General features: G+C 74.9%; 21 protein-coding genes and 1 riboswitch. Of the genes, 13 read left to right on the top strand and 8 right to left on the bottom strand.

The features are described from left to right. Nucleotides 1-855: 855 nt before the first annotated feature. The 4 genes from NT8_RS18705 to NT8_RS18690 all read left to right on the top strand — a co-directional run bounded on the left by NT8_RS18705 (nt 856) and on the right by NT8_RS18690 (nt 3,375). The gene (locus tag NT8_RS18705; protein ID WP_067971184.1) at nt 856-1,116 is read left to right on the top strand and encodes a hypothetical protein; all 261 of its coding nucleotides are present in this window, start codon (nt 856-858) and stop codon (nt 1,114-1,116) included. Nucleotides 1,117-1,276: 160 nt separating this feature from the next. After that, the gene (locus tag NT8_RS18700) at nt 1,277-1,627 is read left to right on the top strand and encodes a hypothetical protein (RefSeq protein WP_067971182.1); all 351 of its coding nucleotides are present in this window, start codon (nt 1,277-1,279) and stop codon (nt 1,625-1,627) included. A 149-nt stretch (nt 1,628-1,776) separates the two neighbouring features. Further along, the gene (locus NT8_RS18695) at nt 1,777-2,244 is read left to right on the top strand and encodes a hypothetical protein (protein WP_067971179.1); all 468 of its coding nucleotides are present in this window, start codon (nt 1,777-1,779) and stop codon (nt 2,242-2,244) included. Nucleotides 2,245-2,355: 111 nt separating this feature from the next. Beyond that, on the top strand, nt 2,356-3,375 hold the full coding sequence (locus NT8_RS18690; RefSeq protein ID WP_067971178.1) for a serine hydrolase domain-containing protein: 1,020 nt from the start codon (nt 2,356-2,358) through the stop codon (nt 3,373-3,375). On the opposite strand, the gene otsB is transcribed toward NT8_RS18690, so the two are convergent. Continuing rightward, nucleotides 3,365-4,186 carry a trehalose-phosphatase gene (gene otsB / locus NT8_RS18685; protein WP_067971177.1) on the bottom strand — a complete coding sequence of 274 codons (822 nt, stop codon included), beginning with the start codon at nt 4,184-4,186 and terminating at the stop codon, nt 3,365-3,367. The two genes, NT8_RS18690 and otsB, sit on opposite strands and share 11 nt — an antisense overlap. 79 nt (nt 4,187-4,265) lie before the next feature. Then, entirely contained in the window at nt 4,266-4,589 is a 324-nt protein-coding gene (locus tag NT8_RS18680; RefSeq protein WP_084469075.1) for a DUF3263 domain-containing protein, read from the bottom strand. A gap of 245 nt (nt 4,590-4,834) precedes the next feature. Here NT8_RS18680 and NT8_RS18675 point away from each other — a divergent pair, with 245 nt between their 5' ends. Both NT8_RS18675 and NT8_RS18670 read left to right on the top strand, forming a co-directional pair. Then, nucleotides 4,835-6,058: a S8 family serine peptidase gene (locus tag NT8_RS18675; protein ID WP_067971175.1), complete on the top strand. Its 1,224-nt coding sequence runs from the start codon at nt 4,835-4,837 to the stop codon at nt 6,056-6,058. Between the two features lie 123 nt (nt 6,059-6,181). Continuing rightward, entirely contained in the window at nt 6,182-6,751 is a 570-nt protein-coding gene (locus NT8_RS18670) for a GrpB family protein (RefSeq protein WP_067971173.1), read from the top strand. Nucleotides 6,752-6,835: 84 nt separating this feature from the next. Here NT8_RS18670 and NT8_RS18665 read toward each other — a convergent pair whose 3' ends face one another. Further along, nucleotides 6,836-8,275 carry an alpha,alpha-trehalose-phosphate synthase (UDP-forming) gene (locus NT8_RS18665; RefSeq protein ID WP_067971185.1) on the bottom strand — a complete coding sequence of 480 codons (1,440 nt, stop codon included), beginning with the start codon at nt 8,273-8,275 and terminating at the stop codon, nt 6,836-6,838. Nucleotides 8,276-8,556: 281 nt separating this feature from the next. Continuing rightward, nucleotides 8,557-8,700, top strand: a riboswitch (SAM riboswitch). A gap of 12 nt (nt 8,701-8,712) precedes the next feature. Between NT8_RS18665 and thrC the strand changes: the two genes are divergently transcribed. From thrC to NT8_RS18640, 5 genes are all read left to right on the top strand, one after another. Then, complete coding sequence (gene thrC, locus NT8_RS18660; protein WP_067971171.1) at nt 8,713-9,975, top strand: threonine synthase; 1,263 nt, start codon at nt 8,713-8,715, stop codon at nt 9,973-9,975. A gap of 62 nt (nt 9,976-10,037) precedes the next feature. Beyond that, nucleotides 10,038-10,316 carry a ubiquitin-like small modifier protein 1 gene (locus NT8_RS18655; protein WP_067971167.1) on the top strand — a complete coding sequence of 93 codons (279 nt, stop codon included), beginning with the start codon at nt 10,038-10,040 and terminating at the stop codon, nt 10,314-10,316. Nucleotides 10,317-10,621: 305 nt separating this feature from the next. After that, nucleotides 10,622-12,250, top strand: coding sequence for a chaperonin GroEL (gene groL, locus NT8_RS18650; protein ID WP_067971166.1), 1,629 nt, complete (start codon nt 10,622-10,624; stop codon nt 12,248-12,250). Nucleotides 12,251-13,312: 1,062 nt separating this feature from the next. Next, a complete protein-coding gene (locus NT8_RS18645; RefSeq protein ID WP_067971164.1) occupies nt 13,313-13,768 on the top strand; it encodes a septum formation family protein in 456 nt (151 codons plus the stop codon). 95 nt (nt 13,769-13,863) lie between these two features. After that, nucleotides 13,864-14,928, top strand: a complete 1,065-nt coding sequence (locus tag NT8_RS18640) for an LLM class flavin-dependent oxidoreductase (protein ID WP_067971163.1) — start codon at nt 13,864-13,866, stop codon at nt 14,926-14,928. A gap of 19 nt (nt 14,929-14,947) precedes the next feature. On the opposite strand, the gene NT8_RS18635 is transcribed toward NT8_RS18640, so the two are convergent. Together NT8_RS18635 and NT8_RS18630 are read right to left on the bottom strand one after the other, a co-directional pair. Further along, nucleotides 14,948-15,370, bottom strand: coding sequence for an NUDIX hydrolase (locus tag NT8_RS18635; protein ID WP_067971161.1), 423 nt, complete (start codon nt 15,368-15,370; stop codon nt 14,948-14,950). Nucleotides 15,371-15,442: 72 nt separating this feature from the next. After that, a complete protein-coding gene (locus tag NT8_RS18630) occupies nt 15,443-16,432 on the bottom strand; it encodes a R2-like ligand-binding oxidase (RefSeq protein WP_067971160.1) in 990 nt (329 codons plus the stop codon). A gap of 236 nt (nt 16,433-16,668) precedes the next feature. Between NT8_RS18630 and NT8_RS18625 the strand changes: the two genes are divergently transcribed. Together NT8_RS18625 and NT8_RS18620 are read left to right on the top strand one after the other, a co-directional pair. Further along, nucleotides 16,669-16,905, top strand: a complete 237-nt coding sequence (locus NT8_RS18625; RefSeq protein ID WP_067971158.1) for a hypothetical protein — start codon at nt 16,669-16,671, stop codon at nt 16,903-16,905. Between the two features lie 58 nt (nt 16,906-16,963). Next, nucleotides 16,964-17,371 (top strand): TIGR03667 family PPOX class F420-dependent oxidoreductase, encoded by a 408-nt coding sequence (locus NT8_RS18620; protein WP_174549600.1) that lies wholly within the window; start codon nt 16,964-16,966, stop codon nt 17,369-17,371. A gap of 58 nt (nt 17,372-17,429) precedes the next feature. Here the strand turns inward: NT8_RS18620 and NT8_RS18615 are convergent, their stop codons facing one another. The 3 genes from NT8_RS18615 to NT8_RS31550 form a co-directional block, all read right to left on the bottom strand. Beyond that, nucleotides 17,430-19,076, bottom strand: coding sequence for a DNA repair helicase XPB (locus NT8_RS18615; protein WP_067971155.1), 1,647 nt, complete (start codon nt 19,074-19,076; stop codon nt 17,430-17,432). A 163-nt stretch (nt 19,077-19,239) separates the two neighbouring features. Further along, nucleotides 19,240-19,791, bottom strand: coding sequence for a hypothetical protein (locus NT8_RS18610; protein WP_067971153.1), 552 nt, complete (start codon nt 19,789-19,791; stop codon nt 19,240-19,242). 108 nt (nt 19,792-19,899) lie between these two features. Then, nucleotides 19,900-20,424: hypothetical protein (locus tag NT8_RS31550; RefSeq protein WP_394326586.1), on the bottom strand; the 525-nt coding region annotated here is incomplete at its 5' end.

Genomic DNA, 20,424 nt, shown 5'->3' with positions numbered 1-20,424 from the left:
CGGCCGTCCCCCGGGGGAGACGGCCGCCCGACGGTCCGGTCGTGGGGTGGCCGTGGGGCGAGACTTCCGTGTCGCGGCCGACACGTTGACGCGGGGGACGGACATGAGGAGGGGCGTCCGCCGCGCGGGGGCGTGGGGCGGCCGCACCGCTGGTCGGGGGCCGCGTCGGTCCTAGGGCGGGACCGGCGGCCGACCGGCGGCGAACCTCCGCTCGGCCGCCGACCTTCCCCGACGAGGGCCGCATGCGGGGCGTCGTCGCCACCCGTTCGCGGTGGTCACCGGGGAGAGGGGCCGTTCCGCGCGGTGCCGGACCGCTGCGGGCGTACCTGGGCGCCGGGGTCCGAGAACAGCGGGTGCGGGTGCCGCGCGGGTACGGGGCGGCGCGACGGCAGGGGCGATGGCGGCGGCCGGAACGCCGCCGACTCGGAACCGCCTCTCCGGATCCGTCGGCGGCGCGCAGCGCGGGCTGAGCGGGGCGCGGGTCGAGGGGCGGTCGAGGGCGGCGGGGGTGGGGCGGTTGAGGGGCGGCGGGGGTGCGGGGCGGGTGGTCGTGCGGCTGCCGTGGTGACCCATGGTGCACAACGTCCCGTTAGCGGGATTGCGCGAACGGGATTGTTCGGTATCTGGTCCGGTCTCCCCACCCCATCTGGCTGCGCCGACGACGTTCCGGAAGGGCTCCGGTACGCTCCCGGAGCGAGCGCGAGGGCGGCCGGGGCGGGTAAGGTCGGAACTGTCGGTGGTCGGACCGGCGGTGCGGCGGCGGTGTACGACACGCCACCGCCGCTTGCACCTCGCGCCCCGCGTGGACGGCGGGCGCGTGCGGACCGGCCGATGAACCGCCTATGGAGGTGGAGCATGGCCCCATCCGGCACCTATCTCGGTGACCAGTGCGTGGCCACGGACCGGTACCTGGTCCGCCGGAGGCGGATCGACACCGCCGTCGGCGACGTGGTCGCGAGCGTCGTCACCGACGCCGAGACCCACGACGGCCTGACCGATGCCGAGGCCGCCCGCATGGTCGACCGCGTCCTCGACGGCGTCCGCACCCAGGCGGCCGTCTTCGTGCAGGTCGAACTCGCCCTCGGCGCCGCCTCCGCCGGCCGCGCCGGCGGATAGCCCCGCCCCCGGCGCCCGCGCGCGCCGCCCCGTCCATCCCTGATCCCCGCCGGCCCCGCCGCGGCGCCGCGCGCCGCCGGGGACGCGGCGCCGCCGCGCCCGTCCGGCCCGCTCGCAAGTGAACAGCCCCGCTACCCGCAGCTCCCGGGAGGGGAAGCCTGTGTCACACCTCCGCCTGCAACGGTCCGACTTCTGGACCCCGCCGCTGTCCATCACCCTGTCACCCCTGCCCCGGCGCACACCGTTCGTGCTGGTCAAGCGCCCCGGCGGCTACCTCATCGCCATCAACGAGGGCATCACCTACGGCGCCCTGGAGCACGCCTACATGAGCACGCTGCGCGGGCCGGTCCGCGGCCTGCTCTACGCGGCGTGCGGGGTACCCGACCCCTCCATGGACCGCGAGGGCTACGAGTCCGCGCGGTGGTGGGACCCCGACCAGCCGCTGCCCTGGAGTACCGTCCACGAGCTGGAGGACCTGGGGCGCATCGCGCCCTGGCCGCACGGCCACTGACGCCCGGCCGCCCCCGCCCGCCCCGGCCGCCGCGCACCGCGCGCGGCGGCCGGATGTGGCCCCGGGGCTGCGGCGGCCGCCGGCCGCCTGATCGACTGGAGCCCCTGCCCCAGTGGCCCCACCGGGCCGGAGACGGAGGCCGATGGCCGATGGCCGTTCACGTGTGTTCGCTGATCCTGAACTCGCCGCAGTCGATCCCCGGCGACGGCGCCTACCACCTGATCCGCTTCCCCTACGCCGGCGAGTCCGCCGACGGGCACGGCATGCACCAGCCGGACCAGCCCGACGGCGCCACCTCCCGCTTCCCCGACCCCCGCTCCGGACTGATCTGGCCGTCCACGGCCGGGTGGGGCGAGGTGAAGGCGCTGCTGTACTGGGCGGCGGGCGACTACACCGAGGTCCGCGACCGGTTCGTGCGCGACCCCCTCGGCATCGCGGGCGGCGCCGACTCCACCTGCACCGAGGACCACCGGGCCACCCCGGGCGGCCAGTACCGCGCCAAGGCGTGGGGCGTCTTCGTCGACCCCGGCACCCCCCTCGGCGTCATGGTGCGCCACAACGGCTCCAGTGCGGTCGACGTCACCCACGCCCAGTTCAAGCTCGCCATTTTCACCTGACCGGTTCCGCGGGTTTCGGCCGTCCGCCGTCCGCCCGTCGCGGAGGCGGGGTGACGACCCCGTGTCCAGCGGGTATCCGCCGATGGGGGAGTACCGGTGGAGGAGGGGCATGTGCTGGACGGAGACTGGCTCGCGGAGACGGGGGCGGACATCCGCGGCGTGCTGAAGGTGATGGTCGACGCCGGCTGGGTGCCGGGCGGCACGGCGGTCGTCGGCACCGGGAGCATGTGGGAGTTCGTCGCCGTCGGCGGGACCACCGCCGACGGCGGCGCCCTCGCGGGGCCCGATGTGCACTACGACGTCGCCAGCCTGACCAAGGTCATGGCCACCTGGCCGCTGGTGGGCCGGGCGGTCGACGGCGGCCTGCTCGACCTCGACGCGCCGCTGTCCGCGCACGTGCCCGGCGGCCCCTACCCCGGCGGGGGCGTCACCGCCCGGCAGATCCTCACCCACACGTCCCGGCTCAACCCGGTGACCTGGCTGGAGCGCTACGTCGGCACCGACCAGGACCTCGCCGAGGCGATCCTGGCCGAACCGCTGGACGACGAGGGCTACCGCTACATCGACCGCGGCTTCATCCTGCTCGGCCTGGTCCTGGAGCGGCTGTTCGGCGCCCCGCTCGACCGGCTCGCCGCCGACCTGTGGACCGAGGCCGGCATGACCGCCACGACCTACGGCCCGCTGCCGCGCGGCCCGATGGTCGCGCCCACCGAGCGGCGCATCCCGGGCACCGCCGCCACCTGGGGGGTCGTGCACGACGAGGCGGCGGCGCTCATGGGCGGGGTCGCCGGGCACGCGGGCGCGTTCAGCACCGCCATCGACCTGGGGGTGTTCGCCCGCGAACTCCTGCGGCCGGCCGACGAGGGCGACGCGCTCGGCCTGTCGGCGGGCTACGTCCGGCAGAGCTGGACCGCGCAGGTACCGGTCGAGGACGGCTGCGCGCGCGGCCTCGCCTGGCTCGTCACCACCGGCGGGGTGGTCTACCACAACGGGTACACCGGGGTCAGCCTGCACCTGCACCCCGGATCGGGGCGCTACGTCGGCCTGCTGACCAACGCCGTCCACTTCGGCCGCCGCCGCACGGGGCTGTGCGACCTGCGGGCGGCGGTGCACGCCGCGTTCAGCCGGTAGCCAGGGCGGGCCGCAGCACCGCCAGCAGCCCGGCGACGCCCTCGGGGCCGTCGACGACCAGGTCGGCGCGCTCGGCCACCGCCGCGACCTCGTCGGAGCCGCTGCACACCGTCAGCCCGGGCACACCCGCGCCGCGCAGCTCCTCGACGGCGTCGAACGCGGGCAGGTCGCCGAGGTCGTCGCCCGCGTACAGCACGGAGCCGCTGCCCCGCTCGGCGACGAGGCCGCGCAGCGCCGCGCCCTTGTCGACGCCGGGCGGGCGCAGCTCGATGACGCGCCGGCCGGGCTCGACCGCGAGGCCGGTCCGGCGGGCCAGCGCGGCGAGCGGGGCGCGCAGCAGGTCCAGGGCGGCGTCGGGCGCCGCCGTGCGGCGGGTGTGCACCGCCAGCGCGTGCCCCTTGTCCTCGATCCAGGTGCCCTCGAACGCGCCCGCCCGGTCGAGCACAGCGGGTAGTTCGGCGCGGACCACCGCCACCCCGGGCGGCGGTTCGGGGGTGGAGAGCCGGCCCTCCGACCAGCGCTCGCGCCCGTACTGGCCGAGGACGACGATGCCCGGGACCCGGTCGAGGCCGCCGTACTCGACCGCGGTGGCGGCCGGGCGGCCGGTGATGACGGCGACGGTGCCCACCAGCGGCGCCAGCCGCGCCAGCTCGTCGGTGACACCGGGGTAGGCGCGGGCGTCGCGCGGGTCGGCCACGATCGGCGCCAGGGTGCCGTCGAAGTCGAACGCCAGCAGGGCGCCCGCCGGGTGGCTGCGGATCCGGTCCAGCGCGGTGGTCCCCGCGCCGGACCGGGGGTGGGGCAGTGCCATGGGTGCTGTCTCGCTCGTATCCGCTCGGTGCGTGCTGATTGCTATGCCCTCGTGGCGGGCGCGGTGGTGCGGGCCGCGGCTAGAGCTGGATGCCCAGCTGTCGGGCGGTGCGCCGGCGGCGCCGCGCGGCGCGCAACCGGCGCAGCCGCTTGACGGTCATCGGATCGAAGGCGAGTGCCTCGGGACGGTCCACGAGGCCGTTGAGCAGCTGGTAGTAGCGTGTGGGAGAGAGCCCGAACGCGTCGCGGACCGCCTGCTCCTTGGACCCCTCGAGCTTCCACCACTGGCGTTCGAAGGCGAGGATGCGGCGTTCGCGGTCGGTCAGATCGGACGCGTCGGCCGACGATGGGTCGTCTGCCGCTGTGTCGGACGGTTCTCTGTCGAATAGCCCGGGATTTGACATTGGGCGCCTCCTCGTCCGGATTGGCGCGACTCATGCTAGCGACTCGGTGGAGGGCTGAGGAGGCGACGCAGGATGATCGCCCCCGCGGGATAGAGTTACCTGTCCCCGAGTTCCGCCACCGGTGCGCGGCCGTCCGCCGGAACCGCCCGCTCCGTCCGGACATGCGAGAATGTCCGGCGTTCGCGCCGGTGGGCCGGGTCGGGCCGCGCGCACAACCGACGATACGGCAATGGGGGACCGAAGCCATGCGCAGGGACGCAACCCGCACGCCTGCCGCCCGCGCCGCGCGCGCCGCCGCCACCGCCGGGGCGGCGCTGGCCGCCCTCGTGGCCGCGCCGGCGCCCGCCGCCGCCGACACCGGCCGGGAACTCCGCACCGAGCAGTGGGGCATGGACGCCATCGGCGCCGAGGAGGCCGCCGCGGTCAACCCCGGCGACGGCATCACCATCGCCGTGCTCTCCGACGGCGTCGACGACACCCACCCCGACCTGCGCGACGCCGTCACCCTCGGCACCGACACCACCGGCTCCGACGCCGCCCCCGGCGACGACGGCTACGGCGCCGCGGGCACCGCTGTGGCCGGCATCGCCGCCGGGCGCGGCCACGGCCGCGAGTTCACCGGCGGGATCGTCGGCGTGGCGCCCGCCGCGCACCTGCTGTCGGTGCGGGTGGCCGACGGCGGCGACCCCGACCCGGCGGCGGTGGCCGACGGCGTCCGCTACGCCGTCGCCGAAGGCGCCCAGGTCGTCGTCCTGCCCGCGACCGCCCCGGACGACGGCCTGCGGGACGCCGTCGACGCCGCCGTCGGCGGCGGGGTGGTGGTCGTGGCCCCCGCTGCGGCGGCCGACCCGGCCGCCGCCGTCACCGCCACCGCGGCCGCCCCCGAACCCTTGGCGGGCGCGGTCACCGCCGTCCCCGTCGGCGAGGACCTCGCCCCGCTGCCCGGCGCCGCCCCGGCCGGCGAGGGCGCGGTCGCCGCCCCCGGCGCCGCCCTGCCCGTCCTCCAGGCCGGCGGCGGCTACACCACCGCCGACGGCGCCGAGTACGCGGCCGCGTTCGCCGCCGGTACCGCCGCGCTGGTCCGCGCCGAGTACCCGCAGCTCCGCCCCGAGCAGGTCGCCGCCGCCCTCGCCTCGGGCGCCGCCCCGGCCGCGTCCGGCCCGGCGGTGCTCGACGCCCCCGGCGCGCTGGCCGCCGCGGAGGAGGCCGCCGCGGGCGTCCCGCTCTACGACGAGGACCTGGCCGCCGAGGCCGACGACGGCGGCCCCGTCCCGCTGTGGGCGTGGTGGGTCGGCGGCGCGGTGCTGATCATCGTCCTGCTCGCCGCCGCCACGCTGCTGCTGCGCCGGGCGACCGTCGACCCCTACGACTCCCGCCGCCCCAAGGCGCCCGACGACGACACCCCGGCCGCCGACCGCGGCGCGGCGCGCGGCCGCCGGCGGCGCGGATCCGGCCGCCGCCGGCGCTGAGGTCCCTCCGACCGGCGGCCGGAACCGGCCGCCGGTCGTCACGCACCGGATCGACGGCGTTGCCGCCGGTCAGCGGGGCATCGGTCTTGACGCGCGATGCCCGGACCGCAAGGCTAATCGGTCATGTCCCCCCGTGAGCCTTCCGCGTCCCTGCCCTCGCGCGCCGCCCACCCCGTGGCGCTGCCGCCGACCGCCACCCCCCTCGTCGGCGGTCGCATCATCCTCGTCCCTTACGACCCGAAATGGCCCTACCTGTTCTCCCGCGAGGCCGACCGCGTCCGCGACGCCCTGGGGCCCGATGTGCGCGCGCTGGAGCACGTCGGGTCGACGGCGGTGCCCGACCTGGCCGGTGAGCCCTGCGTGGACGTGCTGCTGCTGATCGCCGACGCCGGCGACGAGGACGCCTACCTGCCGCGGCTGGAGAAGGCCGGCTACGTCGCCTTCGCCCGCGAACCCGGGTGGCACGAGCACCGCGTGTTCAAGGGCCCCGACGTCGCCGCCCACCTGCACGTCTGCACCGAGGGGTCGGCCCCGGCCGCCCGCATGCTGGCGTTCCGCGACCTGCTGCGCGCCGACCCCGCCGCCCGCGCGCGCTACGCCGCGGCCAAGGCCGCGCTCGCCGAGCGCCGGTGGAACCGGCCCGGCGACTACGCCGCCGCGAAGGCGGCCGTCGTGGCGGAACTGCTGCCCTGAGCGGTGCCGGCGCCCGCACGCGCCGGTCCGCCCCCACGGGCCGGCGCCGCCGGCCACCGCGCCGGCCGCGCCGGTCGGCGCGGGTCAGCCCAGGGCGCGCAGCTGGTCGGCCAGCCACCGCTGCGGGTGCAGCGCCGCCGCCTTCTCGGCCATCCGCCCGCAGCGCGCGCGGCGCTCCTCGGCCGGCATCTCCAGGCCCGTGTGCAGCGCCCGCGCGGTCTCGGACACGTCGTAGGGGTTGACCAGCAGGGCGTCGCCGCCCAGCTCGTCGGCCGCGCCGGCCTCGGTCGACAGCACCAGCGCACACCCGTCGTCGGACAGCACCGGCCCCTCCTTGGCGACGAGGTTCATGCCGTCGCGGATGGGGTTGACCAGCAGCACGTCGGCCATGCGGTAGGCGGCCAGCGAGCGCGGGTAGTCGTCGTTGACCTCCAGCACCAGCGGGGTCCAGGAGTCGGTGCCGAACTCGGCGTTGATCTCGTCGGCGGTCCGGCGCACGGCCTCGGTGTAGGCGCGGTACTCGGGGACGTCGCCCCGGCTGGGGTAGGCGAACGCCAGGTGGGTGACCCGGTCGTGCCATTCGGGGTGGTCGCGCAGCAGCTCCCGGTAGGCCTCCAGGCCCCGCACGATGTTCTTCGACAGCTCGGTGCGGTCGACCCGGACGATCAGCCGGCGGTCGCCGACGCGCTCGCGCAGCGCGGCGGCGCGCTCGGCGACGTCGTCGGCGGCGGCCCGCGAGCGCAGGCCCTCGGCGTCGGCGCCCAGCGCGTGCACGGCGACGTTGACGATCCGGCCGCCGTACTCGACGCACCGCTTGGACCAGTCGATCTCGGCGCGCAGGAAGGTCTCGCAGCAGCGGAGGAAGGCGTCGGCCCAGCGGGGGCTGAGGAACCCGAGGTGGTCGGCGCCGAGCATGCCCTCCAGCAGCTCCCGCGCGATCTCGGCGGGCAGCATCCGGAAGTACTCCGGCGGCGCCCACGGGGTGTGCGAGAAGTGCGCGATGCGCAGATCGGGGCGGCGGCCGCGGAGCATCCGCGGCACCAGCGCCAGGTGGTAGTCCTGCACGGCCACCCGCGCGTTGTCGGCGGCCCCGGTGAGCAGCCCCTCGGCGAACGCCGCGTTGTAGGAGCGGTAGTCCTCCCACTCCGCGCGGAACCCGGCGCCGAACGACGGCTTGTTCGGGGTGTCGTAGAGCATGTGGTGGACGAACCAGAGCGTGGAGTTCGCGACCGACGTGTAGGCGTTGGCGAAGGTCGCGGGCGGGATGTCGAGCATGCGCACCCGCATGCCGCCGACGTCGAACCCGGCGCGGTCGAGCCGGCCCTCGGGCGCGGAGGACGCCGCCTTGCGGTCGGCGTCGGACAGCGCCGCGCACACCCACAGGGTGTCGCTCTCGGCGCCGATGGCGCTGAGGCCGGAGACGAGCCCGCCGCCGCCCCGGCGGTGGGAGAGGGAACCGTCGTCACCGATCGAGAAGGACACGGGTCCCCTGTTGGAAGCGACGAGGATCTGTGCCTTGTCCACCTGTTCGTCCACCTCTCGCGTGGTCGTCATCCGAGGTCCTCATTTGACTACACCGAGCCCGTACCGGGACAGGGGCCGGTAGGGGAAGGTGTCATAGGTCTCGCCCGTCACGGTGGGGCGCAAACCTCCGCCGCACGCGCCGTGTGCGCCCGGGCACGCACGGCGCGCGGCCCCGGGCGCCGGGCGGTCGGGTGTCGGACGGGTCACCCGGGATGGAAAACCGGACGCGGCGTCGGTTACAGTGACCCTCGGACCCGAGAGGTCCGACCACAACTTCACATTGCTCATCCAGAGGGGTGGAGGGAACGGCCCTGCGAAGCCCCGGCAACCATCTCGGTGTGCGTTTCTCGCGAGTCCGCGCGAGGCGGCCGGGACAGGTGCCAACTCCGGCCTAGAGCCAGATCGGCTCCTAGGGAAGATGAGGGGAGACGCCTCGCATGGCGATGACCGCCACCGAACCCGCCACCGCCGCCCGCCCGTTCGGCCCCGCCGTCGCGCTGTCCTGCCGCGAGTGCGGCGAGCGCTACGACCTCGGCCCGCGCTTCGCGTGCGAGTTCTGTTTCGGCCCCCTTGAGGTCGCCTACGAGTTCGGCGCCGTGAGCCGCGACACCATCGCCGCCGGCCCCAACAACATCTGGCGCTACGCCCCGCTGCTGCCCGTCCCCGCGAACGTGGCGTCGCTGCCCAACATGAACCCCGGCCTGACCCCGCTGGTGCGCGCCGACCGGCTCGCCGCCGAGCTGGGGCTGCGGTCGCTGCACGTCAAGGACGACTCCGGCAACCCCACCCACTCCTTCAAGGACCGGGTGGTGGCCATCGCCGTCGAGGCCGCCCGCACCTTCGGGTTCACCACGCTGTCCTGCTCGTCCACGGGCAACCTCGCCGGGGCGGTCGGCGCCGCGGCGGCCCGCGCGGGCTTCCGGTCCTGCGTCTTCATCCCGGCCGGGCTGGAGGAGGGCAAGGTCGTCATGGCCGCCGTCTACGGCGGCCGGGTCGTCGCGATCGACGGCAACTACGACGACGTGAACCGCTTCTGCTCGGAGCTGATCGGCGACCCCGCCGGCGAGGACTGGGGCTTCGTCAACGTCAACCTGCGCCCGTACTACGGCGAGGGCTCCAAGACCCTCGCCTACGAGATCGCCGAGCAGCTCGGCTGGCGCCTCCCGGAGCAGATCGTCATCCCGATCGCGTCGGGCTCCCAGCTCACCAAGATCGACAAGGGCTTCCGCGAGCTGGTCGCGCTCGGCCTGGTCGAGGACCGCCCCTACAAGGTGTTCGGCGCCCAGGCCACCGGGTGCTCCCCGGTCGCCCGCGCCTGGGAGCAGGGCCACGACGTCATCCAGCCGGTCAAGCCCGACACCATCGCCAAGTCGCTGGCCATCGGCAACCCGGCCGACGGGCCCTACGTGCTCGACATCTGCCGCCGCACCGGCGGCGCGGTCGCGCACGTCGACGACGCAGCGGTGGTCGACTCCATCGGCCTGCTCGCCCGCACCGAGGGGATCTTCGCCGAGACCGCCGGCGGGGTCACCACCGGCGTGCTGCGCAAGCTGATCGCCGAGGGCGCCCTCGACCCCGCCGCCGAGACCGTCGTGCTGAACACCGGCGACGGCCTGAAGACGCTCAACGCCGTGGACGCGGGGGTCACCGCGACCATCCGGCCGTCCCTGGACGCCTTCAAGGACGCCGGGCTGCTCTGACCCGGCCCGCCCGCCGCCCGCCGGCACCGCGCCGGCCCCAACGATCGAGGAGTTCCCCAGCCATGAGCGTCAGCGTTCGCGTGCCCACCATCCTGCGGACCTACACCAAGGACGCCGCCGAGGTGGCGGCCGACGGCGGCACCCTGCGGGAGGTGCTGGACGACCTGGAGGCCCGGTACCCCGGCATCCGCGCGCGCGTCCTGGACGACGACGGCCGCATCCGCCGCTTCGTCAACGTCTACGTCGGCGACGAGGACGTCCGGTTCGCCGACGGCCTCGCCACCCCCGTCGCCGGGGGCGCCCAGATCTCCATCATCCCGGCGGTCGCCGGCGGGTGCTGACCCGTCCCGCGACCTGCCCGCCCGCGTCCCCGGTCCGTCCCCGGGGGCGCGGGTTTCCGCCGTTCAGGGGCCTGTCGGCGGGCGGGTGGCACGGGGGTGGATTCGGTCGGGAGGCGTTTGCACTCGCCGGGGGAGAGTGCTAAAAAGGGGACCGTTAGCACTCTGAGATGACGAGTGCTAACCCTGGAGCGGAGCCGATGAGGCCGCGGGTACCGGCAGACGGGTTGCCGGCCGACCGCGGCCGTCCGTCGCGGGCATCGCCCGTTCCCTCGCGTAGCAGCCCGGTCTCGGGAGGACATAAGCCCATGGCAGCCAAACTGATCGCCTTCGACGAGGAAGCCCGGCGCGGCCTCGAGCGCGGCATGAACCAGCTCGCCGACGCCGTCAAGGTGACCCTCGGCCCGAAGGGCCGCAACGTCGTCCTGGAGAAGAAGTGGGGCGCCCCCACCATCACCAACGACGGCGTCTCGATCGCCAAGGAGATCGAGCTCGAGGACCCGTGGGAGAAGATCGGGGCCGAGCTCGTCAAGGAGGTCGCCAAGAAGACCGACGACGTCGCCGGTGACGGCACCACCACCGCCACCGTGCTCGCCCAGGCCCTGGTACGCGAGGGCCTGCGCAACGTCGCCGCCGGCGCCAACCCGGTCGGCCTCAAGCGCGGCATCGAGTCCGCCGTCTCCCGCATCAGCGAGGAGCTGGCCAACCTCTCCAAGGACGTGGAGACCAAGGAGCAGATCGCCTCCACCGCCTCCATCTCCGCCAGCGACACCCAGATCGGCGACGCCATCGCCGAGGCGATGGACAAGGTCGGCAAGGAAGGCGTCATCACGGTCGAGGAGGGCCAGACCTTCGGGCTGGAGCTCGAACTCGCCGAGGGCATGCGCTTCGACAAGGGCTACATCTCGCCCTACTTCGCCACCGACCTGGAGCGGATGGAGACGGTCCTCGAGGACCCCTACATCCTGATCGTCAACTCCAAGATCTCGAACAACAACGAGTTCCTCCCCGTTGTCGAGAAGGTCCTGCAGGCCGGGCGTCCGCTGGTCGTCATCGCCGAGGACCTCGAGGGCGGCGCGCTGCAGACCCTCATCGTCAACAAGATCCGCGGCACCTTCAAGTCCGTCGCCGTCAAGGCCCCGGGCTTCGGTGACCGCCGCAAGGCCCAGCTCGGCGACATCGCCGTCCTGACCGGCGGCCAGGTCATCACCGAGGAGGTCGGCCTCAAGCTCGAGAACACCGAGCTCGACATGCTGGGCCGCGCCCGCAAGGTCGTCGTGACCAAGGACGAGACCACCATCGTCGACGGCGCCGGTGACGCCACCGCCATCTCCGGCCGGGTCAACGAGATCCGCAACGAGATCGAGCGCACCGACTCCGACTACGACCGCGAGAAGCTGCAGGAGCGCCTGGCCCGCCTGGCCGGCGGCGTCGCCGTCATCAAGGCCGGTGCCGCCACCGAGGTCGAGCTCAAGGAGCGCAAGCACCGCATCGAGGACGCCGTCCGCAACGCGAAGGCGGCCGTCGAGGAGGGCATCCTGCCCGGCGGTGGCGTGGCCCTGCTGCAGGCGGGCGTCGCGGCCTTCGAGAAGCTGGACCTGCAGGGCGACGAGGCCATCGGCGCCGACATCGTCCGCCGCGCCATCGAGGAGCCGCTGAAGCAGATCGCGATCAACGCCGGCCTCGAGGGCGGCGTCGTCGCGGAGAAGGTGAAGAGCCTGGAGCCCGGCATCGGCCTCAACGCCGCCACCGGCGAGTACACCGACCTGTTCAAGGACGGCGTCATCGACCCGACCAAGGTCACCCGCTCCGCTCTGCAGAACGCGGCGTCCATCGCCGGCCTGTTCCTGACCACCGAGGCCGTCATCGCCGAGAAGCCGGAGAAGGCCGCCGCGGCCTCCCCCGACGCCGGCGGCATGGGCGGCATGGACTTCTAGGACCCCTTCGGTCCGGAGTCCGGGTACGCGAGCAGACCCACCTGCGACGGCAGGGGCGGTCCCCTTCGGGGGGCCGCCCTTGTTCGCGTTCGGGCCCGGTGGCGCGTCCCGGCCCCCCGGCGTCGCGCCGAGCGCCGCCCTGGTCGCGCACGGTGACACGGCTGTGCGGGGCGGCGGGGACCGGTCCCCGCGCCCGCTGTTTTCCGACCGACCGCGCGGTATTCGAACGATACGCTCGCGGGGCGCCCCCGCCGGTGAAAGGGGCGCGGCCGGACCCCGGCCGTGAACGCGCGCGGCGGGCCGGTCCGGGAAATGCGCTCCGGTGGGCGCGGCGGTATACGCCGGGCGCCGCTGCCCGCGTGCGCGGCGGGGCCGTCCGGGGGGACGGTGCTCCGGTCCGGACGGGCGCGCGCACCCCCGGATCACCCGGAGAAAAGCTTCTGACCTGCCCGAACGGCGGATCTCCGGTGGTCGTCCGGATGTCCGCGCCCCCTGGTCGCCGACCGGTCCCCGGCGGCCGGTCGACGGGGGCGCCCCGCGTCCGCCGGCCCCCGTGCCGGCGTCCGCCGGGAATTCCCCAAGGAAGAATGGACTCCGCTTATCCGCGCGGTCGGATGCTTTATCGCGGGCCGTTTCCGGCGGCCGTTCCGCCGTTCCGGATGATGGCGGGAGCGCGGAATGCGCGCCTTTCCCGGTGCCCTTTCCCCGGGGCGGCGCGGCTCCGGTCGGCTACGGAACGTAGGCCTGCGGAGCGCGGTCGCGGCGTCACTGTGACCTCAACAAACGCAACCCCCGGGTGGCGATCCGCGCGAACCCGAAACGTGACCCGCCACCATTCGGAAACCGCGCCGTGTCCGGAGTGTGACGGAAGAAGTTCACCGCCGTTGACCTGGGCATACGCCTCCAGGGTGGGGCAAAATGACCGAGTCGCGGATGTCTGCTGATATCTTCATCGACATCCCAATCTCTCCGCATCCGTCAATGGGGTTATTCGCCATGTCCGCTGCCATTTCACCGAAACTCCGTGCCGTTGCGCTCGGCTTTGTCGCCGCGGGCGCCACCGTGGCCCTGTCCGGGTGCGGCGCGATCCTCGGTGCCGCCCAGGAGGCCGCGCAGGAGGTCGCCACCCCGGCGGCCCCCACCGGGACCGAAGAGGTCACCTCCGACGTCTTCTCCATCGCCGTGGGCGACTGCCTCAACGACGAGACCACCACCGGTGAGGTCGAGGAGGTCCCGACCATCGCCTGCGACCAGCCGCACGACTCCGAGGTCTACGCCGAGACCGAGGTCACCGACGGCGAGTTCCCGGGCGCCGAGGCCCTGGACCAGCAGGCCGAGGACGCCTGCTACACCGAGTTCGAGACCTTCGTGGGGATGCCCTACGAGGAGTCCGTCCTCCTCTACTCCTGGTACGTGCCGACCGAGCAGTCCTGGGCCAGCGGCGACCGCCAGATCGACTGCATCATCTCCGACCCCGAGGGTCAGGTCACCGGCACCCTCGCCAACGCGATGCGCTGACGTCCCACACCCCTTCCGGCAGCGGGCCGCCCCGCCCGCTGCCGACCCCTTACCGGGCGGCGGAATTCCCGCCGCCCGGCGGCGTTGGCACAGATGTGACCGCACCACTCGGCTCCCTGCGCCTGTCCGTCCTCGACCGCTCCAGCGTCCGGCGCGGACGCACCCACGCCCAGGCCCTCCGCGAGACCGTCGCCTTCGCCGCCCAGGCCGAGGCGCTCGGCTACACCCGCTTCTGGGTCTCCGAACACCACAGCGTGCCCGGGGTGGCCGGCTCGGCGCCCGCGGTGCTCGCCGCCGCCGTCGCCGCGGCCACCAGCCGCATCCGCGTCGGCACCGGCGGGGTGATGCTGCCCAACCACCGCCCGCTCGTGGTGGCCGAGGCGTTCGGCGTCCTGGAGGCCCTCCACCCCGGCCGCATCGACATGGGGCTCGGCCGCTCCGTCGCGTTCACCGGCGGCATCCGCCGCGCCCTGGGCCGCGGCAAGGACGCCGCCGACGACTTCCCCGCACAGCTCGCCGAACTCCTCGGCTACTTCACCGGCGACCAGGACGTCCACCCCGGCGTCCGCGCCATCCCGGGCGAGGGGCTGCGCCCCGCCCCCTTCCTCCTCGCCACCGGCGAGGGCTCCGCGCTGGCGGCCGACGCGGGACTGCCCCTCGTCATCGCCGCCGTCCGCGGCGACGACGCCATGCTCCGGCTGATCGAGCGCTACCGCGAACGGTTCCGCCCCTCGGTGTGGGCCGACCGGCCCTACGTGGTGGTGTCCCGCAACGTCGCCGTCGCCCCCACCCCCGACCAGGCGCGCGACCTGCTCGTCTCCGAGGCGTGGGCCAACGCCCACGCCCGCACGCGCGGCGAGTTCCCCCCGCTCGACCCGCCCGACGAGGTCGCCGCGCTGCCGATGACCGACCGCGAACGCGACCGGTTCGCCGAGGCCATGACCGGCCACACCGCCGGCACCGAGGAGGAGGTCGCGGCCGCCCTGGCCGACCTGGTGGAGCGGTCCGGCGCCGACGAACTGCTCGTCACCCTCAGCGCCTACGACCGCGACCGGATGCTCGACTCCTACACGCGCCTCGCCGCGCTCGCCGGGCTGCCCCGCAGCCCCGCCCCGGAGCCGGCCGGCGCGACCGGCAGCGGGCCCGCCGCCCGCCGGTGAACGGGGCCGCCGCCCCGGTTCAGTCGATCAGGCCGCGCTCGCGCAGCCGGTCCAGTACCGGGTGCAGGGCGGGCGCGCAGCGGTCGCGGTCGGCCCAGCCCAGCCAGGCGGTCTCGACGATCTCGCCGGCCATGGCGGGCTCGCCGTCGTGGTCGGCGGTGAAGCAGGCCAGCCGGACCCGGGTGCCCTCGGGGTAGCCGTGCGCGGGCGCGTCCACCACCTGGAACGGGGTGATCGTCGCGGGCCGCAGCACCACGCCCAGCTCCTCGCGGGCCTCGCGCGCCACGGCCGCCGCGTCGCTCTCGCCCGGCTCGCGCTTGCCCCCGGGCAGGTAGAACAGCGCGTGCTCGCGGGCGCGGACGGCCAGCAGCCGCCGATCGCGCACGTGCACCCAGGCGAGGGCGTCGACGACACCGGACGGCGGCGGGGTGAGGGTCGGCATGGCCCCGACCCTACCCGCCGCCCGCCCCCGTCCCCGCCGGGTGACCGCGACGTGGACGGGCGGGCGGCGCGGTCACTCCAGCCGGGCCAGCGCCGCCCGGTCCTCCTCGCCGAAGCGCTCCTCCAACTCCTCCGGCGCGGCGTCGACGTCGATCCGCTCCACCGGCATGCCGCGCGCCGTCTCGATCGCGCCCAGCCGGCGCAGCGCCCGGTCGCCCGCGTACTCCGCCAGCTCACCCGGCGGCAGCTGGTAGCGGCGCGCCTCCGGGTCCGCCACCGGCTCCTCGCCCGCCCGCACGGTCGCCATGACGTGCGGCAGCAGCTCCTCCAGCCGCTCCGTCACCACCGCCCAGTTGGCGTCGTCGGCCGCCACGTGCCGGCGGCAGGTGAAGGTGCCCCACGCCATGTGCCGGCGCTCGTCGTCGCCGATCCGCCGGATGATCGTCCGCATCCCCGGGAAGATCCCCCGGGCCGTGCAGATGTGGTTCCACGCGTGGTAGCCGGTGAGCGCCAGCGTCCCCTCGATGACGTGGTTGTAGGTGACCGACGCCCGCACCTGGGCGCGCGGCCCCGGGTCGGCGTCGAGCGCGCGCAGCGCGGCTGGCAGCTCCTCGTAGAACAGGGCCCGGTACCCGGGGTTGGCGTCCACGTAGGAGTGCAGGTCGGCGTCGACGCCCAGGGCGTCCAGCCACAGCCGGAACGCCTGCACGTGCTTGGCCTCCTCGTACGCGAACTGGGTCAGGTACATCTCGTCGCCGATGCGGCCCTCGGCGGCCATCGCCCGGACGAACGGCTGGATGTCCTCGGTCACGGCCTCCTCACCCGCCACGAACTGGGCGCACAGCCGCAGGACGCGGTCGCGCACCTCCTCGGACAGGCCCGCCCAGTCCTCGGCGTCGCGGCTCAGATCGATCTCCGCGGGGTCCCACGACTTCGCGTTGCCCTTGGCGAACAGCCGCAGGGGGAAGGAGTCCCAGTTCAGGCCCCCCGGCCGCAGGGAGTGGAAGCCCTGGCGGGGGAGCGCGGTCGCGGTGGCGGACGCGGGACCGGGGTGATCGGCCATAATGTTCCTCCGTGTAGTCCGGAATCCCCCCCATGATTTGACGCCGGCCACGCGGATGTAAAGCGTGCGGCGGGAGAACCTCGGAGCCGCGCCCGCCCCGGCCCTGAGCGCCCGCCCGCTCCGCCGCGAACCGGTACGGTCGGGGAAACCGCCCCCCCACGGCCGGGCGTCCGCTCCGGGCCGCGCCCGCCGCCGCGCGGCGGCCGACAAGAGTGCCGACAACGCTGGGAGACAACGTGTTCTGTGGCGACCCGCTCAGCCCCGGCTACGCCTCCTGCGCCGAGCAGGAGGGGCTGTTCGCGATCGCCTCGCTCATCCCCGCCATGCTCGCCCTCATCCTCATGATCGCCGCGTTCGCCACCCCCGCCATCCGCCGCGACGCCGCCCTGCGCGCCCGCACCCTCGGCTACGCGCTCATCGCCTGGGCCGCCGCCGGGTTCACCTACGTCATGGGCGCGCTGCCGTCCGTCTGACCGCGACGCAACCGCCCCGGTCCTGGACCCCGCGCCGCCCCGGCCGCACAATGGGGCCGTGTCCTTCGCACCCGCCCCGCGTATGCGCGAACGCGCCGAACGCGACCGCGTCATCTGGCTGACCACCGTCACCCCGTCCGGGCGCCCCGCGCCGCGGCCCGTCTGGTTCGTGTGGGACGGAACGGCGTTCACCGTCTACTCCGAACCCGGCGCCGCCAAGGTGCGGCACATCCGCGCCAACCCGCACGTCACCCTCAACTTCAACTCCGACAGCGGAGGCGGCGACGTCCTCGTCGTCCGGGGCCGGGCCGAGATCGCCGACCCACCTGTCCCGGCCGCCGACCAGCCCGGCTACCTCGACCGCTACCGGGACGAACTGCCCGGACTGGGCTTCGACGCCGCCACCTTCACCGCCGCCTACGCGACCCAGATCCGCGTCGTCCCCGAGAGCACCTGGGGCTTCTGAGGAAGCATGTGAGGCCTCCGGCCCGCCGCACCCCGGGACCCCCGGGCGCGGCGGCCGGTCACGGCTCCTCGCCCGCCAGCACGTCGCCCGCGTCGGTGATCCGGTAGGCGTACCCCTGCTCGGCCAGGAACCGCTGCCGGTGCGCCGCGAAGTCCTGGTCGACCGTGTCGCGCGCGGTCACCGCGTAGAACCGGGCCGTCCGGCCGTCGGTCTTCGGCCGCAGCAGCCGGCCCAGCCGCTGCGCCTCCTCCTGCCGCGACCCGAACGACCCGGACACCTGGATGGCGACCCCCGCCTCCGGCAGGTCCACGGAGAAGTTCGCGACCTTCGACACCACCAGCGTGCGCAACTCGCCCGAGCGGAACGCCGCGAACAGCCGCTCCCGCTCCTTCACCCGGGTCTCCCCCTTGATGACCGGGGCGTCCAGCGCCTCGCCCAACTCGTCGAGCTGGTCGATGTAGGACCCGATCACCAGCACCTGCTCGTCGGCGTGCCGCCGCACCAGCTCCCGCACCACCGCCGTCTTGGCGCCCGTCGACGCGCAGAAGCGGTACCGGTCCTCGGGGTCGGCGGTGGCGTACGCCAGCCGCTCCGCCTCCGACAGGTCCACCCGGACCTCCACGCAGTCGGCCGGGGCGATCCACCCCTGGTTCTCCATCTCCTTCCACGGCGCGTCGTAGCGCTTCGGGCCGATGAGGGAGAACACGTCGCCCTCGCGGCCGTCCTCGCGGACCAGCGTCGCGGTCAGGCCGAGCCGGCGGCGCGCCTGCAGGTGGGCGGTCATCCGGAAGATCGGCGCGGGCAGCAGGTGCACCTCGTCGTAGACCACCAGGCCCCAGTCGCGCGCGTCGAACAGCTCCAAGTGGCTGTAGACGCCCTTCCGGCGCGCCGCCATGACCTGGTAGGTGGCGATGGTGACGGGGCGGATCTCCTTGCGGGTACCGGAGTACTCGCCGATCTCGTCCTCGGTGAGCGTGGTGCGGCGCAGCAGCTCGCTGCGCCACTGGTGCACCGACACCGTGTTCGTCACCAGGATCAGCGTGGTGGCCTTGGCCAGCGACATCGCGGCCGCGCCGACGACGGTCTTGCCCGCGCCGCACGGCAGCACCACCACACCCGACCCGCCCGCGAAGAAGCTCTCGGCGGCCTCGCGCTGGTAGCCGCGCAGCTCCCACTCGCCCTCGGCCAGGTCGATCGGGTGGGCCTCGCCGTCGACGTACCCGGCCAGGTCCTCGGCGGGCCAGCCCAGCTTGAGCAGCGCCTGCTTGAGGTTGCCGCGCTCGCTCGGGTGCACCACGACGGTGTCGGGCTCGACCCGGTCGCCGAGCATCCCCGCGACCTTGCGCGAGCGGACGACCTCCTCCAGCACCGCCCGGTCGACGGCCTGGAGCACCAGCCCGTGCACCGGGTGCTGCTGGAGCCGGAGCCGGCCGTAGCGGTCCATGGTCTCGGCGATGTCGACCAGCAGCGAGTGCGGAACAGGGAACCGCGAGTAGGTGATGAACGCGTCGACCACCTGCTCGGCGTCGTGCCCGGCGGCGCGCGCGTTCCACAGCGCCAGCGGGGTCACCCGGTAGGTGTGCACGTGCTCCGGGGCGCGTTCGAGCTCGGCGAAGGGGGCGATGGCGCGCCGGCACTCGTCGGCCAGCTCGTGGTCGACCTCCAGCAGCAGCGTCTTGTCGGACTGGACGATCAGGCAGGACACACGGACCTCGCATCGGGACGTCGGCGGGCGGGTGCGGACCGCCCCCGGGCACAACACCGGAGGCCACCCAGCTATGCCCCGGCATCCGCCCCACTCTACGGCCGGACGCCGGCCCCGCCGGGGCGACCGCCCGACGCGGGCGCCGCACGGCGCGGCGGCGGGGTCAGAACGGCGGCATGGTCGCCATCAGCAGGACGATCACGGCGGCGAAGACCACGGCGACCAGCGCCAGGTACAGCATCGTCCCCGCCCACATGTACCGGATGAACCGCTCGACCTCGGGCGGGTCGGCGGTGCGGGTGAGCGCCACGACGCCGAAGGCGATGCCCGGCACGTTCACCAGCAGCCCCAGCAGCGGGAACCCGATCAGCAGGAAGAACGCCGGGATGAGCAGGGTCGCCACCGCGCACGCCAGACCGACGGCGGCGCTGCCCGTGCGGGCCGGCGGGCCCGACGGCGCGGCACCCGGCGGCGGGCCGGCGCGGTGCTGCGGCGGGCCGAACACCGCCCCGGGCGGCGGCCCGGCGTACGGGGCACCGCCCGCGGGCGCTCCGGGGGCCGCCCCCGCCAGGGGGCCGCCGGGCGCGGGCGGGCCGAACGCCGGCGCGCCCGATGGGGGCGCCCCGAGCGCGGGGGCGGCCGCGCCGCCGCCGAACCCGGCGACCGCCGGACCGGTGTCCCAGTACCGCTCCGCGGGGGACCGCTGGTCGTCCATCCGTTGCCCGCCTTCCGTGGCCGTCCACCAACACATACCCGAATCGGTCCGCCGCCATGGCCCGACACGGCCGGTGCGCGGCGGCGCACCGGCCCGGACGGGCGCCGGTCAGTAGTTGGTGACCGGGACGATGCCCTCGACCCACGACCCGGCCTGGGTGAGCATCACCAGGAAGGACACCGCCATCACCGCGAACATGACGGCCGCCGCCCCCAGGCAGTACCAGGAGTACCGGGTGAGCGTCTCGGCCTGGACGTAGCGGCCGCGGTCGCGCTGGTGGGCGGCGCGGACGGCGAACACGATGCCGATGACGCCGAACAGCCAGTTCGCGCAGCACAGGAACGTCAGGGCGTGCAGGATCAGCGCCATGGTGGAGCTGCTGGCGCCGCCCGTGGACCGCTCCCGCCCGCGGTCGTCGCCGGAGTCGCGGTCGTCGTCGCGGTCGCGGTCGCCGGGCGCGCCGCCGGGGCGGTCCGGGTCGCCGGGAGCGGCCCCCGGACGCCCGGGCCCACCGGGAGCGGCACCGACGCGTCCGGGCGCACCGGGGGTGGCGCCGGGCGGTCCGGAGGTGGAGGGGCCGCCTCCGGCCTCCGGACGGGCGGCGGCACGCTCGGCGTCCCCCGGCCACCCGCC

This window comes from Nocardiopsis trehalosi NBRC 14201 (assembly GCF_001552555.1).
Lineage (GTDB): Bacteria > Actinomycetota > Actinomycetes > Streptosporangiales > Streptosporangiaceae > Nocardiopsis_B > Nocardiopsis_B trehalosi.
The sequence above is the reverse complement of the archived record's forward strand: the minus strand, read 5'-3'. Positions and strand labels throughout refer to the sequence as shown.